Genomic DNA, 15,190 nt, shown 5'->3' with positions numbered 1-15,190 from the left:
TCGGAACAACAACGGGCGGGGGAACAACAACGGAAGGGGCGAGAACAACGGGCGGGGTGACAACAACGGAAGGGGCGACGACTTCGGCGGCCGCGGAGACGACTTCGGCCATGGGGACGACTACGGGGGCCGGGGCGACGGCAACCCCCGCAACATCCTCGCCACGCCCAGCACGATCGCCGGCGGCGGCCGGATCGCCATCACCGTGGACGGCTGCCGCGGCGGTACGGCGTCCTCCCGCGCCTTCCGCACCACCCAGCTGACGGCGATCCGCGACGAGACCTCGCGCGGCATCGCCACCATCGATCGTGACGCCCGTCCCGGCCGCTACGACATCACGGTCGACTGCAACGGCCGCACCCTGACCCGCCCCAACGCCTTCACGGTGCTGGGCGCCGTCCAGGGCGGACTCGGTGGCAGCGTCACCAGCGGCGCCACGCCGACCGACATGGCCATCGGCGGCGGGCTGGTGGCCTCGGCGGTCATCGGAGGCGGTGTGTCCTTGATGCGCCGCCGCCCGGAGAGGCGGATCTGACCGGAGCCCCGGATCCCGTTCTGCGGAGCGCACCACACGCAAGACAGGCCTTCGCCCCGGTTCCCGCAGGGGGACCGGGGCGAAGACCTGTCCGCGATCAACCCTTGACGTGCGGGAACAGGTTCAGGAACGGCCCGGCGGTCGCCGCGATGCCCCGGCTGTAGGGTGCGTCGAAGTCCCAGATGAGGAACAGCATGAAGGCGATGGTCGCGGAGAAGAACCCGGCCAGGATCAACTCGCGCCGGGTGCGCCGGATCTGCAGCGCGAAGACCATGCAGACGGTGATGACCGCCCCGGCGAGCAGCCCGAACCACACCACGCCCGGCATCGTCGCCCCGGTCGAGTCGGCGCGCGCGTTGCGCGCCTGGTCGGCCGCGGCCATCTGGTCCAGCAGCGGCTGGTAGGCCTGCGCCTCGAAGTCGTTCTTGGGCTGATAGTCCGTCAGGTCGTGGCGGAGCGTCGCCAACAGTTCCGTACCGCGCTCGGTGACGCGCCCGTGGTCGGTCATCGACCTCCACTCGGTGGTCACCACGTACTGGACATAGGTGTCGGCATCGCCCCGGATGCGGTCACGGACGTCCGGCGGATAGACCCGCACCCGCTCCGAGATCTCGTGCAGCGCCTGGGCCTCGGCCTGCACATGGTCCTGGGCGGCGCTGCGCGCCTCCCACACGCCCGCGATGGCGAGGCCGAGCACGATGGCGTACACGACGCCGATCCACATCGTCATGTACTCGATGACGTCGGGGGTCTCGCTGGGGTCCTCGTCGTCGGGAGCCCTCTTGTGCCGTACAAGGGTGATGACGACCACCACGGCACAGGCCCCCAGCATCGCGAGGACGAGAACAAGCCAATCCGACAACAGGTGCCTCCAGAAGTGAGCGGCCGGCGCGTCAGCGCGGGCGCAGCGCCGCGACGGCGACGATCGCGGGAACGGTGATGAGCAGGACGTAGGTGACCGGTGACGTGTGGTCGGGCGCCTGGTGGCTGCTGGACCGGGGGTGGTACGCCGGGTAGCTCACAGGGGTCACGGACGGCCGCGGGCGGGCCCTGGGCGACGGTTTGGGCCGCGGCTTCGGGTCGGGCCGGGGCGTCGGGGTCGGCGTCGGCCGGGGCGCGGGTGGCGCCGGGGCGGGCGGCCGCGGCTTCGGTTTCGGCGGGGCTTTCGGAATGGGCGTCGGACGCGGCGTGGGCTTCGGCGTCGGGGTCGGCTTCGGCTTCGGCGTAGGCGTGGGGGTCGGCGTGGGCGTGGGCGTCGGTGTGGGCGGGCACGGCGGCGGCGTGGGCTTCGGGCAGGGCGGGGGCGTCGGCCAGTGGTCGCCGCCTCCCGCCACGGCCACCGCCACCGTGCCGTCCGGGCCCGTCGAGGCGGACGCGCAGGCGTCGGCCGACGCGGGCCCGACCGGGCAGCCCACCAGGGTCCAGGTCAGTGCCAGAAGGGCCAACACCCGTGGGGCGGGCGCACATCGGGTCACTTCGGGTCCATGCACGACGGAGATCATGAGGCGCGGAGCGCCGTCGTACTCCGGAGTGCGTCCGGATCGATCCGAAGGGGTGACAAATGGCGATCAATGGTTTGAAAACCTGAAGCTGACCAACTGGCCGATATGCGCGCCTGTACGACCCCCCGCGCACAGGGCGCGTCACAGGATCCGGAAAGAATTTCGCGTCCCCGTTGAACACTCCGGCCCCTGCGCTGCGTACCCATGGCCGTGCGGCGGCGCAGCAGGGCGCTGCAATATCCAGGCGAATTTGGGGAGTTGGCAATGAAGACCTCCTGGCGGACCGCCTCACTGGTGGCCACGGCCGCTTCGGTGCTGGTGCTGACGACGGCGTGCGGTCAGGACAACAGCACCACGCCTGCATCGGCGGCGCAGAACGTCGGGGCCACGGCCGCGGCGGGGGACTACGGCAACCCGGGCGGCGGAACCCCCACGGGCACCGGTGCGGGCAACGGGTACGGCGCCGACGGCAACCAGAGCTCCAGCTCCCCGAGCCCGGCCGCCCCCGCGGGCAAGCTGACCGTGGCCCGCAACCCCGACCTGGGCAGTGTGCTGACCGACGGCTCCGGCCTGGCCCTCTACCGGTTCGACAAGGACACCGCCAATCCGCCCAAGTCGAACTGTGACGGAGACTGCGCCACCACCTGGCCGCCGGTGCCCGCCGACGACGCCACCGCCGGCGACGGCATCGACAAGGCGCTGCTCGGCGAGGTCACCCGCGCCGACGGCACCAAGCAGCTGACCATCGGCGGCTGGCCCGCCTACCGCTACGCCAAGGACGTCAACTCCGGCGACGTCAACGGCCAGGGCGTGGGCGGCAAGTGGTTCGCGCTCGCGCCCAACGGCAAGAAGGCCTCGCTTGCCTCCCTGCCCGGTCTGTCCGTCCGCAAGGACCCCAAGCTGGGCGACGTCATCGTGGACAAGAACGGCATGACGGTCTACCGCTTCCTGAAGGACAAGGCGTGGCCGAAGGTCATCTCGAACTGCACCGGCGCCTGCCTGGAGAAGTGGCCCGCGGTCGCCCCGGTCAAGCCCGAGGACACCAAGGGCGTCCAGAAGAAGGGCCTGATGGGCTTCACCCGGCCCGACGGCGAGAAGCAGATGACCGTCAACTGCTGGCCCATCTACACCTTCTCCGGTGACAAGGCTCCCGGTGACACCAACGGTCAGGGCGTGGGCGGCACTTGGTACGCCGTCTCGCCCGACGGCAAGCCGGTCGGCGCGCCGGGCAAGTAGAGATCACCTCCCCAGGGTCGATCGCCCCGCCCACCGGCGCCCGATCGAAGGTCCGCCCCCTCCGCACCGCACGGAGGGGGCGGACCGTTGTTTCGTACGGCTGTCACACAGCGGGGCCACCTGCGCACTTGCCGCAGGCAGTGACCGGGAACGGACGGTCAATTTCCGGTTCAGGTCGCTCCTTTGGCGGGCGATCAGTAGCCTCAGCTCGAACACCGGATCGCCTCGACCTGTCGCCTACGCCTTGGAGAGATACATGGAGCGTCCCGCCTGGGCCCCACGGAGCATCGACATCTCGGTGCCGAGCGTTTCGCGTATCTACGACTTCTACCTGGGCGGTTCGCACAACTTCGAGGTCGACCGGGAGGCGGCCCGCAAGGCGATGGAGTTCATGCCGGGCCTGCCGAAGGTCATGCAGGCCAACCGGGCTTTCATGCGGCGGGCCGTGCGCTTCGCGGCCGGCGAGGGCATCACCCAGTTCCTCGACATCGGCTCCGGCATCCCGACCTTCGGCAACGTCCACGAGGTGGCCCGGGCCGCCGCACCGGGCGCCCGTGTCGTCTACGTCGACCACGATCCGGTGGCGGTGGCGCACAGCCAGGCGGTGCTGGCGGGCAACGCCGACGCCGACGTGATCGCCGCCGACCTGCGCAAGCCCCAGGAGATCCTCTCCAGCCCCCAACTGGAGCGCCTCATCGACCTGAATCGGCCAGTGGCGCTCCTTCTCGTTGCCATACTGCACTTCGTGGAAGACGTGGACGACCCGTACGGTGCGGTGGCCGAGCTGCGCGAGGTGCTCGCGCCCGGCAGCCTGCTGATCCTCACCCATGCCTCGTACGAGGGAATCCCGTTGCCGGCGGAGCGGGCCGAGGGTGCGGTGGACGTATACAAGGACATTCGCAACCCGCTGATCATGCGCTCGCGCGAGGAGATCGCGCGGTTCTTCGAGGGGTACGACATGGTGGAACCCGGACTGGTGCCGATGCCGCACTGGCGCCCGGAGTCGGCGCCGGAGGACGAGGATCCGTACGCCTTCTCCGGATTCGCCGGCGTGGGGCGCACGGCGTGAGCGCGGAGCCGGACGGGCCGGAGGACAGACTGCGCCGGCTGACGACGATCTGGAGCCGGGCGGTCTTCCCGGTCACCTCCACATCGCTGACCCGCGCGGAGTTCGCGGAACAACTCCTTCCGCTCGCACGCCGGTTGAGCGGTCTGCTGCGGGCCCGCAGCTTCGACTCGGAGGAGGCCAAGGCGGTCGGTGCCGCGCTGGTCGAGGCACACTGCACCGACCCCGAGGCGCTCACCCGCACCCTGGACTGCGTCGACGCCTACCTGGTCCTCTACTGCGGCGAGGACGGCCCCCAGGACGAACTGCGCATGCGTTCCTCGCGGTTGCAGCACGCGATGGCCGCCGGGTACGCGCAGGCCCTGCGCGAGCGCACCCTCGCCGAGCAGGAGGCCATCGCCCAGGCCGCGTTGCAGGCCCAGGGCGTCGTGGCACAGGCCCTGCACGCCAGCGAGGCCCGCTTCCGGGCGGTCTTCGAGGGCGCGGCCATAGGTATCGGCATCGCCGACCTGGAGGGCAACGTGCTCCAGGTCAACGAGGCACTGCTGCGCATGTTCGGCGGCTCCGAGACGACCGTGCGCGGCCGCAACGTCATGGAGTGGACGCACCCCGAGGACGCGCCCCAGACCTGGAAGCTGTACGACGAACTCGTCCGCGGCGAGCGCGAGCACTACCACGTCGAGAAGGCGTTCAACCGCCCCGACGGCACGGTCCTGTGGACCAACCTCACGGTCTCCCTGCTGCGCGACGCCGACGGCGACCCGCAGTACCAGCTGGCCCTCATGGAGGACACCACCGAGCGCCGCCTGCTCAACCTCCGGCTGCGCTACGAGGCCACGCACGACGCGCTCACCGGCCTGCCCAACCGCACCCTGTTCTTCGAGCGCCTGGAGAAGGCCCTGGGCGCCGGCCAGGGCCAGCGCTTCGGCCTGTGCTACCTCGACCTGGACGGCTTCAAGACCGTCAACGACAGCCTCGGCCATGCGGCCGGCGACCGGCTGCTGGTGGAGGTCGCCGACCGGCTGCAGTCCTGCGCGACCGCGCCCGGCGAGATGGTCGCCCGGCTCGGCGGCGACGAGTTCGTGGCCCTGACCACCGGCCCCGGCACCGAGCGGGGCGTCGACGAACTCGCCGAACGCATCATGAACGCGCTCATCACGCCCATCAGCATCGACGGCCGTGACCTGCTGGTACGCGGCAGCCTCGGCATCGTGGAGGGCCCGGCGGGCGAGCGCACCGCGGCGGAGGTCCTGCGCAGCGCGGACATCACCATGTACCGGGCGAAGTCGGCGGGCGGCAACCGCTCCGAGCTGGCCGACCCGGAGGCCGACGCCCGCGCGATCACCCGCCACGGTCTGACCACGGCTCTGCCCACGGCCCTGGAACGCGGCGAGTTCTTCATCGAGTACCAGCCCCTGGTCCACCTCGGCGACGGCAGCGTCCGCGGCGCCGAGGCGCTGGTCCGCTGGCTGCACCCGCAGCACGGCGTCCTCGGCCCCGACCGCTTCATCCCGCTCGCCGAGCACACGGGCCTGATCGTCCCGCTCGGCCGCTGGGTCCTGGAGGAGTCCATCCGCCAGGCCCGCGAATGGCGAGAACGATACGGCGCGCAGACGGCCGCCGGCCCGCTGCGCATCAACGTCAACCTCTCCCCGTGTCAGCTGAGCCACCCCGGCCTGGTCCAGGACACGGTGGAGATCCTCGAACGCGCGGGCGTCGCTCCGGACGCCCTCTGCCTGGAGGTCACGGAGTCGGCGCTGATCGGCGCCGACGACGACCTCCTCAAACCCCTGCGCCGACTCGCCGAGATGGGCGTCGACATCGCCCTCGACGACTTCGGCACCGGCTACTCCAACCTCGCCAACCTGCGTCGCCTCCCGGTGAGCATCCTCAAACTGGACCGCTCCTTCACCCAGGGCATGCAGCAGTTCCCGGCCGACCCCGTCGACCTCAAGATCGTCGAGGGCATCGTCTCCCTGGCCCACAGCCTCGACCTCGCGGTCACCGTGGAAGGCGTGGAAACCGGCGCCCAGGCCGAACAACTCCGCATACTGGGCTGCGACACGGCTCAGGGCTGGTACTACGCGAGGCCGGGCCCACCGGAGAGACTGCACGAACTGGCGCTGGTGGACGCGACGGGGTGAGCCCGTCCCGGCCGGGGCCTCAGCGGGACGGAAGCGAGCACAGGCAGTGGTGTGTCCGGTCCTCGGCGACAATGTGCCGCGCGTCGCCGCCCGGCACCACGAGGGCGAGGTGTTCGCCGTCCCCCGTCCGTGGACAGGGCCCGGAGTGCGCGGCCGGTTGCGGGGACGCCCCGGGGTGACGTCACCGCTCGCCCGGGGCCGGGCGGCTGCGGCCCCACGAGCCCGCGGGAGCGGGCGCTTGGGACGGCGCTCCATGACCGGGGCGCACCGGACAGGACAGTCCGACCCGTCACCGGATCGGACTGTCCAAACCGCGCGATATCGACTACACCGTGTCCAGTGCCTCGTTCCTGCCGGCCAACCGCTGCCGCAGCAGTGCGAAGACCACCACGCCCACGGCCACCAGAGTGGACAGGATCACCTGGTCGCGGCCGCCGCCCTCGCTCGTGTCGGTGAGCATGTAGCCCAGCACGAAGGTGATCAGGGCGATGGTGGCCCAGGTCAGGTACGGGTAGAGCCACATCTTGACGATCAGCTTCTCCGGGGCCTCCCGCTGGATGATCCTGCGCATGCGCAGCTGGGAGAAGCAGATCACCAGCCAGACGAACAGGGCGATCGCGCCGGAGGAGTTGAGGAGGAACTGGAAGACCGTGTCCGGCCACAGGTAGTTGAAGGCGACCGCGACGAAGCCGAAGACCACCGAGGCCAGGATGGCCGACTGGGGAACACCGCGATCCGTGGTCCGCGCGAAGGCTGCCGGGGCGTCATTGCGCCCACCGAGCGAGAACGCCATCCGTGACGCCGTGTACAGGCCGGAGTTGAGGCAGGAGAGCACGGAGGTCAGCACGATGGCGTTCATGATCTGTGCCGCGTGCGGGATGCCGATGGAGCTGAGGGCGGCCACGTACGAGCCGTCCTTGAGGATCGCCGGGTCGTTCCAGCGCAGCAGAGACACGACGATCAGGATCGAGCCCAGGTAGAAGACGGCGATCCGCCAGATCACGCTGTTGGTCGCCTTGGTGACCGCGGCCCGGGGGTCTGCGGTCTCACCCGCCGCCAGCGTGACGATCTCGCTGCCCATGAACGAGAAGACCACCATCAGGACGCCGGTGAGGATCGCGCCGGGGCCGTTGGGGAGGAAACCGCCGTGCGCGGTGAGGTTGGAGAAGCCGGATGCCGGGTGGTCCGAGCCGGGCAGCAGACCGAAGAGGGCGAGGCCACCGATCACGATGAACGCGGCGATGGCGACGACCTTGATGCCGGCGAACCAGAACTCGAACTCGCCGTAGGAGCTGACCGAGGCCAGGTTGGTGGCGGTGAGGACGACCATGACGATCAGGGCCCAGCCCCACTGCGGGACGGCCGGGATCCAACCCGCGAGGATCTTCGCCCCGGCGGTCGCCTCGACGGCGAGCACCACGACCCAGAAGAACCAGTACAGCCAGCCGATCGTGAAGCCGGCCCAGCGGCCGAGGGCGCGGTCGGCGTACGCCGAGAACGAGCCGGACGTGGGGTTCGCCGCGGCCATCTCGCCCAGCATGCGCATCACGAGCACGACGAGGGCGCCGACGAGCGCGTAGGAGATGAGGATGCCGGGGCCCGCGGCGGCGATGCCGGAGCCGGAGCCGACGAACAGGCCGGCGCCGATGACCCCGCCGATCGCGATCATCGACAGGTGGCGGCTCTTGAGGCCGGGCTTCAGACCGGACTCGCTGGGCGGGCTCTTAGGGAGGGTTGTGGTCATCTCGCCATCCATGGAGGGGGTGCGGACCAGGGCGGCACGAAAATTAGTTCAGTACGATCTAAAAAAACAGTCTTGTTTAAATGTTCACTGTGCTCTATTTTCCGTTCAGCGCTGAGCCGCATCCTCGGGTGCCGCCACCGCCCCGTCCCTCGCATACCGGCTCTCAGGGGAGCTCATGCACGAACCAGCAGCGTGGTCGCCGTTAGGGTGTCGTCGTGGTGAACACAGCGGGCAAGTTCGGTCCCTACAGCCAGCCAGGTCCCGCGCGGCCCGCGCCGGGTGCCGGGGCACTGGACACCCGTGTCCTGCCCGGCAGGGGCCTGACGGGATCGGAACTCGTCCGTTCACGGATCGCCCTGCGGGTCCGCCTGAGGTCGGCGGCGCCGGGGGACCGGCTGCCCGACGCCGGCGTGCTCGCCGAGGAACTGGGGATCAGTGAGATCACCGTGCGCCGCGCGCTGGAGGGCATGTGCCAGGACGGCCTGCTCGACCGTCGGCGGGGCAGAGCGGGCGGCACGTTCGTCGCCCAGGAATGGGACACGGTCGTCGCCGTGCTGCACGACCCCGACGAGGCGGCTTCACTGGACGCCGTCCACGTCCTCCTGGAGTGCGGTCTGGTCTCCCACGCCGTGGGCGAGGTTCCGGACGGCCGGCTCGACGGGCTGCGGGCGCTGGTCGACGAGATGGACCGAACCGACGCACCGGCACGGCTGCTCGAACTGGAGACCCGCTTCCACCTCGACCTCGCGGAGGCGCTCGGCGGCCCCGGGATCCGCGAGTTCGCCGCCGATCTGCTGGGCCGCCAGTGCTTGCTGGTGCCCGCTCCGGCACCCGAGGTCGTCCGGGCGCGCAACCGCCACCACGCCGACCTGCTCGACGAACTGGCCCGCGGCGCGATGGCCCCGGCGGTGGCCGCGGTCAAGGCGCACCGGGACACCGCACCGGCCTGACACCGGGCCACACCGCCCGGTCCGTGGCGACGTACCCGAGAGCCATCGCACCGACACCACCCCCGCAGAAGGAGCAGGCGCCATGCCCGACCCCGGAGCCGTCGGCCCGCTGCCGACACCGGGCCCTGCCGGCGGCACGCCGCAGCGTCTGCGCGGCGGCGTCCTCGGCATGGCGGACATCGCCGCCGCCACCATGGCCAACGTCGGCCCGGCCATGAGCTTCTTCTTCGGTTTCGCGTTCCTGGCCACCACCGCGGGCGTCGCGTCCCCGCTGACCATCGCTGCCGCGGGGGTCGCCGTCGCGCTGCTCGGCAACACGCTCGCCGAGTTCTCCCGGGCACATCCCTCGGCGGGCAGCTTCATCACCTTCGTCGGCAAGACCTTCGGGCCGGTCAGCGCCGTGACCACCGCCCTGCTGGCCGGGCTGGGCTACATCATCGCGATGGCCTCCGTCATCGCGATCTCCGGCGGGTTCGTGCAGATCACCCTGCACCACTACACCGGCCTCGACGTCCCGTGGATCATCTGGACGCTGCTGCTGACCGGGCTGTCGGTCGTGCTGATGCTGCGCGGGATCGTCGTCTCCACCAAGTGGGCCGGCTACTTCTTCGCCGTGGAGATGTTGGTCCTCGTCGTGGTCTCGGTGGCGGCGCTCGTCGAGCACCGCGGCAGCCTCTCCGCCGCCCCCTTCGTCCCCGGCCACATCACGCACGGTCTCAAGGGGCTGGCGGCGGGCTTTCCGCTCGCCGTCTACCTGTTCGTCGGCTGGGAGAACTCGGCGGCGCTCGCCGAGGAGACGGAGAACCCGCGGCGCAACGTCGGCCGTGCGGTGTTCTCCTCCGTGGCGATCATGACGGTGAGCTACATCCTCTTCTCCTACGCCACCGTGACCGGCTTCGGCTACGACGTCCAGCGGCTCGGCGACTCGCCCATCCCTTTCATCGACGTCGCCGACGACACCCTCGGGGCACTGTCCTTCCTCGCCTACGTCGGCGGCCTGACCTCCACCCTCGGTGTGCTGATCGCGGGCATCAACTCCCAGGCCCGGCTGGTGTTCAACGCCGGACGGGAGGGACTGCTGCCGTCCTTCTTCGGCTACGTCCACCCCCTCCGTCGTACGCCCAACAACGCGATCGTCACCTTCGCCGTCACCGCCCTGCTGATCATCGGCGGCTGGGGCCTCGGGCACCTGGTGGGAGCCGACGGCGGCCCGATGGACCCCGTGGTCTTCTTCACCGAGTCCTCGACCTTGGGCACCATCCTGATCCTGCTCGTCTACCTGGCCTCCAACATCGCCCTGCCGCTGTACTACCGCCGCTACCGGCCACAGGAGTTCCGGACCGTACGGCACCTGGTGCTCCCGTCGATCGGCGCCCTGGCGATCCTGGTCCCGCTCTACTACCTCGCCAAGCCGGGCCAGCCCGCACCGTACAACTGGTTCCCCTTCGCGGCCCTGGCCGCTCTGCTCGCCGCCGTCGGCTACGCCACCCACCTGGTCCGCCGCGACCCGGACCTGGCCGGACGCGTCGGTTCGGTCATCGCCGACGTGGAGTGAGTCTCCGACGGGTCGTCGACGTCGTCGCGCTCGAGGTCACCGCTCCACCAGCATCCGCTGCAACTCCCGCGCCGCCCGAGGCGGAGCCACATCACTGCGATGGGCCAGCGCGATCGTCCGATGCAAGCCCGGCCGCGCGAGCGGAGTCACCCGCAGTCCCCGTCCCGACCGCGTCGCGACCATGCGCGGTACGACGGCCACCCCCAGCCCCGCCCTTACGAAGCCCAGCACCGCGTCCATCTCCCCGCCCTCGACCGCGAAGTCCGGCTCGAAGCCCTCGGCGCGGCAGGCGGCCACGGTCAGCTCGCGCAGGTCGTAGCCGTGCCGGAACATCACCAGACGCTCGCTCTCCAGGTCCGCGATGCGCACGACCCGGCCGCCCGCACCGGAGGTGCCCGGCGCCCTTGCCTCCGGTGAGGACACCACCACCAGATCCTCCCGCAGCAGCTCCACCGTGGTCAGCGCGGGCGCGGGCGTCGGCAGCGGCAGGACGACCAGGGCGAGGTCGAGGGCGCCGCGGGCGAGCTCCCGCACGAGATCGTGCGAGCCGCCCTCCTCGATCAGCAGCTGGATGCCGGGGTAGCGGTCGTGGAAGGCGCGCAGGACGTCCGGCAGCAGGCCGGTGCACAGGCTCGGCGTCGCGCCGAGGCGCACCCGGCCCCGCCGCAGCTGCACCAGCTCCTGCACCTCGTACCGGGCCGTGTCGGCGTCCGCGAGGATCCGCCGGGCCAGCGGCAGCAGTGCCTCGCCCGCGTCGGTGAGCGTGATGTTGCCCCGGGCGCGCAGGAACAGGTCCGCGCCCAGCTCCCGCTCCAGTGCCTTGATCTGCTGCGACAGGGACGGCTGGGCGACATGGACCAGCTCGGCGGCCCGGGTGAAGTGCCGGGTCTCGGCCACGGCCACGAAGTACTGGAGCTGCTGGAACTGCATGATGGAAGGATAGCCTCAGCCTATGGAAACAAACCGGACCATGTCTTGGACCGATCGGGACCTTCGGCCCTAGCGTTCTGACCCATGGCTCTGGCAACGCGGACGGACCGACGGCCGTCCATGGCGCGCACCGTGTGGGACAGCACCGTCGGCAAGAAGACGGTGATGGCCGTCAGCGGTGTGATCATGCTGCTGTACCTGGTCGCGCACATGATCGGGAACCTGAAGATCTACTTCGGGGCGGGCGAGTTCAACCACTACGCCCACTGGCTGCGCACCGTCGGCGAACCCTTCATGCACTACGAGTGGACGCTCTGGCTCATCCGGATCGTCCTCGTCGTCGCCGTGGTCGCCCACGCCACGTCCGCCTACCAGCTCAGCCGCCGTGACATCAAGGCACGGCCCAGCAAGTACGTGCACAGGAAGCCGCGGGCCAGTTACGCCACGCGGACCATGCGCTGGGGCGGGATCATCCTCGGCCTGTTCATCGTCTGGCACCTCCTGGACCTCACCACCGGCACCGTGCATTCCGGCGGCTTCCAGGAGGGCCACCCGTACCAGAACGTGGTGGACACCTTCTCCACCTGGTACGGCAACGTCATCTACATCGTCGCGATGCTCGCGCTCGGCCTGCACATCCGGCACGGCTTCTGGAGCGCCGCCCAGACCCTCGGCGTCGGCAGCCGGGCCCGCGACCGCGCCCTGAAGACCGTCGCCGACGTCCTCGCGCTGCTGCTCACGGCCGGCTTCATCGCCGTACCCGTGGGCGTCATGACCGGAGTGGTGAGCTGACATGACCTACACCGAATACGCCACCGGTGAGCCCGTAGCCGACGGCACGACCCCCTCCGGCCCGATCCACGAGCGCTGGGACAAGCGCCGCTTCGAGGCCAAGCTGGTCAACGCCGCCAACCGCCGCAAGCACACCGTCATCGTGGTCGGCACCGGCCTGGCCGGCGGCTCCGCGGGCGCCACGCTCGCCGAACAGGGCTACCACGTCGTCCAGTTCTGCTACCAGGACTCGCCGCGCCGCGCCCACTCGATCGCCGCGCAGGGCGGTATCAACGCGGCGAAGAACTACCGCAACGACGGCGACTCGATCCACCGGCTGTTCTACGACACCGTCAAGGGCGGCGACTTCCGGGCCCGCGAGTCCAACGTGCACCGGCTCGCGCAGATCTCCGTGGAGATCATCGACCAGTGCGTGGCGCAGGGCGTGCCCTTCGCCCGCGAGTACGGCGGCCTGCTCGACACCCGCTCCTTCGGCGGCGTCCAGGTGTCCCGTACCTTCTACGCCCGCGGCCAGACGGGTCAGCAGCTGCTGCTGGGCGCCTACCAGGCGCTGTCCCGGCAGATCGCCGCGGGGAACGTGGAGATGCACCCGCGCACCGAGATGCTGGACCTGATCGTCGTGGACGGGCGGGCGCGCGGCATCGTGGCGCGGGACCTCGTCACCGGGAAGATCGACACATACTTCGCCGACGCCGTCGTACTCGCGAGCGGCGGCTACGGCAACGTCTTCTACCTGTCGACGAACGCCATGAACTCCAACGCGACCGCGGTCTGGCGGGCGCACCGGCGCGGCGCCTACTTCGCCAACCCCTGCTTCACGCAGATCCACCCCACCTGCATCCCGCGCACCGGCGACCACCAGTCCAAGCTCACCCTGATGAGCGAGTCGCTGCGCAACGACGGCCGGATCTGGGTGCCCAAGGCCAAGGGCGACGACCGGCCGGCGAACCGGATCCCCGAGGACGAGCGCGACTACTACCTGGAGCGCATCTACCCCTCCTTCGGCAACCTGGTCCCGCGTGACATCGCCTCCCGCGCCGCGAAGAACGTCTGCGACGAGGGCAGGGGAGTCGGCCCCGGCGGCCAGGGCGTCTACCTCGACTTCGCGGACGCGATCAAGCGGATGGGCCGCAAGGCGGTCGAGGCGAAGTACGGCAACCTCTTCGACATGTACCAGCGGATCACCGACGAGGATCCGTACGAGGTGCCGATGCGGATCTACCCCGCCGTGCACTACACGATGGGCGGCCTGTGGGTCGACTACGACCTGCAGACGACCGTCCCGGGCCTGTTCGCGATCGGCGAGGCCAACTTCTCCGACCACGGCGCGAACCGCCTCGGCGCCTCCGCCCTGATGCAGGGCCTCGCCGACGGCTACTTCGTCCTGCCGTCGACGATCAACGACTACCTCGCCCGCAACCCGCACCAGGAGGCCGTGACGGCCGAACACCCCGTCGTCCAGGAGGTGTTGGCCGAGACGGAGGACCGGCTCAACCTGCTCCTGTCCGTCGACGGCGACCGCACCCCCGACTCCTTCCACCGCGAGGTCGGCGAACTCATGTGGGAGTTCTGCGGCATGGCCCGCACCGACGCGGGCCTGCGCAAGGCCCTGGAGCGGATCCCGCAGATCCGTGCGGAGTTCTGGCGGCGCATCAAGGTGCCCGGCACCGGCGAGGAGTTCAACCAGTCGCTGGAGAAGGCCAACCGCATCGTCGACTACCTGGAGCTCGCCGAGCTGATGTGCCTCGACGCGCTGCACCGCGCCGAGTCCTGCGGCGGCCACTTCCGCGAGGAGTCGCAGACTCCCGACGGCGAGGCGGCGCGCAGGGACGAGGAGTTCTCCTACGCGGCCGCCTGGGAGTTCACCGGCACCGGCGAGGCACCCACCCTGCACAAGGAAGACCTGGTCTTCGAGTACGTACACCCCACCCAGCGGAGCTACGCATGAAGCTCACCCTGCGCGTCTGGCGGCAGAAGAACGCCGACGCCGAAGGCACCATGTCCACGTACGAGGTGGACGGCATCTCCTCCGACATGTCCTTCCTGGAGATGCTCGACACCCTCAACGAGGAACTCATCCTCAAGGGCGAGGACCCGGTCGCCTTCGACCACGACTGCCGCGAGGGCATCTGCGGCGCCTGCTCGCTCGTCATCAACGGCGACGCGCACGGCCCCGAGCGCACCACCACCTGCCAGCTGCACATGCGGTCCTTCAAGGACGGCGACACGATCGACATCGAGCCGTGGCGCGCCTCGGCCTTCCCGGTGATCAAGGACCTGGTCGTGGACCGGTCGGCGTTCGACCGGATCATCCAGGCCGGCGGCTACGTCACCGCGCCCACCGGCTCCGCGCCCGAGGCCCATGCCACCCCCGTCCCCAAGGCGGACGCCGACTTCGCGTTCGAGCACGCCGAGTGCATCGGCTGCGGCGCGTGCGTGGCGGCCTGCCCGAACGGTGCGGCGATGCTGTTCACCTCCGCCAAGGTCAACCATCTCAACGTGCTGCCCCAGGGGGCGCCCGAGCGGGAGACGCGGGTGCTGGACATGGTGGCGCAGATGGACGCGGAGGGGTTCGGGGGCTGCACGCTGACGGGTGAGTGCGCGACCGCCTGTCCCAAGGGGATCCCGCTGGTGTCCATCACGAGCATGAACAAGGAGTGGCTGCGGGCCACCCGGAAGGTGGCCGGGCGCTAGCCGTACGAGAAGACGTTCGCCGACCAGTAGGCGGACGGGCGG

12 protein-coding genes and 1 pseudogene are annotated in these 15,190 nt (G+C 70.3%); 9 read left to right on the top strand and 4 right to left on the bottom strand.

Features of this window, described 5'->3' with window-relative positions; all coding sequences use genetic code 11:
- Positions 1 to 133: 133 nt before the first annotated feature.
- A pseudogene (locus ACIF83_RS07315) lies at positions 134 to 535 on the top strand (hypothetical protein); the annotation flags it as partial.
- Positions 536 to 632: 97 nt separating this feature from the next.
- On the opposite strand, the gene ACIF83_RS07310 reads toward ACIF83_RS07315, so the two are convergent.
- Positions 633 to 1,397, bottom strand: coding sequence for a DUF4239 domain-containing protein (locus ACIF83_RS07310; RefSeq protein ID WP_398137938.1), 765 nt, complete (start codon positions 1,395 to 1,397; stop codon positions 633 to 635).
- 31 nt (positions 1,398 to 1,428) lie between these two features.
- A complete protein-coding gene (locus ACIF83_RS07305) occupies positions 1,429 to 1,557 on the bottom strand; it encodes a hypothetical protein (protein WP_393471024.1) in 129 nt (42 codons plus the stop codon).
- Positions 1,558 to 2,301: 744 nt separating this feature from the next.
- On the opposite strand from ACIF83_RS07305, the gene ACIF83_RS07300 reads away from it, so the two are divergent.
- From ACIF83_RS07300 to ACIF83_RS07290, 3 genes are all read left to right on the top strand, one after another.
- On the top strand, positions 2,302 to 3,273 hold the full coding sequence (locus ACIF83_RS07300) for an SCO0930 family lipoprotein (protein WP_398137939.1): 972 nt from the start codon (positions 2,302 to 2,304) through the stop codon (positions 3,271 to 3,273).
- A 256-nt stretch (positions 3,274 to 3,529) separates the two neighbouring features.
- The gene (locus tag ACIF83_RS07295) at positions 3,530 to 4,342 is read left to right on the top strand and encodes an SAM-dependent methyltransferase (protein ID WP_399724254.1); all 813 of its coding nucleotides are present in this window, start codon (positions 3,530 to 3,532) and stop codon (positions 4,340 to 4,342) included.
- Positions 4,339 to 6,483: a putative bifunctional diguanylate cyclase/phosphodiesterase gene (locus ACIF83_RS07290; protein ID WP_398137941.1), complete on the top strand. Its 2,145-nt coding sequence runs from the start codon at positions 4,339 to 4,341 to the stop codon at positions 6,481 to 6,483. Before ACIF83_RS07295 ends, ACIF83_RS07290 begins: the two co-directional genes overlap by 4 nt.
- 325 nt (positions 6,484 to 6,808) lie before the next feature.
- On the opposite strand, the gene ACIF83_RS07285 is transcribed toward ACIF83_RS07290, so the two are convergent.
- Complete coding sequence (locus ACIF83_RS07285; protein ID WP_399724251.1) at positions 6,809 to 8,227, bottom strand: amino acid permease; 1,419 nt, start codon at positions 8,225 to 8,227, stop codon at positions 6,809 to 6,811.
- A 215-nt stretch (positions 8,228 to 8,442) separates the two neighbouring features.
- Here ACIF83_RS07285 and ACIF83_RS07280 point away from each other — a divergent pair, with 215 nt between their 5' ends.
- Together ACIF83_RS07280 and ACIF83_RS07275 are read left to right on the top strand one after the other, a co-directional pair.
- On the top strand, positions 8,443 to 9,177 hold the full coding sequence (locus ACIF83_RS07280) for a FadR/GntR family transcriptional regulator (protein WP_399724248.1): 735 nt from the start codon (positions 8,443 to 8,445) through the stop codon (positions 9,175 to 9,177).
- An 82-nt stretch (positions 9,178 to 9,259) separates the two neighbouring features.
- Positions 9,260 to 10,732, top strand: coding sequence for an APC family permease (locus ACIF83_RS07275; RefSeq protein ID WP_145877113.1), 1,473 nt, complete (start codon positions 9,260 to 9,262; stop codon positions 10,730 to 10,732).
- A 36-nt stretch (positions 10,733 to 10,768) separates the two neighbouring features.
- On the opposite strand, the gene ACIF83_RS07270 is transcribed toward ACIF83_RS07275, so the two are convergent.
- Positions 10,769 to 11,662 (bottom strand): LysR family transcriptional regulator, encoded by an 894-nt coding sequence (locus ACIF83_RS07270; RefSeq protein WP_393471044.1) that lies wholly within the window; start codon positions 11,660 to 11,662, stop codon positions 10,769 to 10,771.
- Positions 11,663 to 11,782: 120 nt separating this feature from the next.
- Here ACIF83_RS07270 and ACIF83_RS07265 point away from each other — a divergent pair, with 120 nt between their 5' ends.
- From ACIF83_RS07265 to ACIF83_RS07255, 3 genes are read left to right on the top strand one after another with little or no spacing between them, the layout of a single operon-like run.
- On the top strand, positions 11,783 to 12,454 hold the full coding sequence (locus ACIF83_RS07265) for a succinate dehydrogenase (RefSeq protein WP_145877876.1): 672 nt from the start codon (positions 11,783 to 11,785) through the stop codon (positions 12,452 to 12,454).
- A 1-nt stretch (position 12,455) separates the two neighbouring features.
- Positions 12,456 to 14,402 carry a fumarate reductase/succinate dehydrogenase flavoprotein subunit gene (locus tag ACIF83_RS07260; protein ID WP_399724243.1) on the top strand — a complete coding sequence of 649 codons (1,947 nt, stop codon included), beginning with the start codon at positions 12,456 to 12,458 and terminating at the stop codon, positions 14,400 to 14,402.
- Positions 14,399 to 15,148: a succinate dehydrogenase/fumarate reductase iron-sulfur subunit gene (locus ACIF83_RS07255; protein ID WP_386576797.1), complete on the top strand. Its 750-nt coding sequence runs from the start codon at positions 14,399 to 14,401 to the stop codon at positions 15,146 to 15,148. Before ACIF83_RS07260 ends, ACIF83_RS07255 begins: the two co-directional genes overlap by 4 nt.
- Positions 15,149 to 15,190 lie beyond the last annotated feature (42 nt).

Source organism: Streptomyces sp. NPDC085866, from assembly GCF_044541035.1.
Classification (GTDB): domain Bacteria; phylum Actinomycetota; class Actinomycetes; order Streptomycetales; family Streptomycetaceae; genus Streptomyces.
This window is presented reverse-complemented; position numbering and strand designations above follow the sequence as displayed.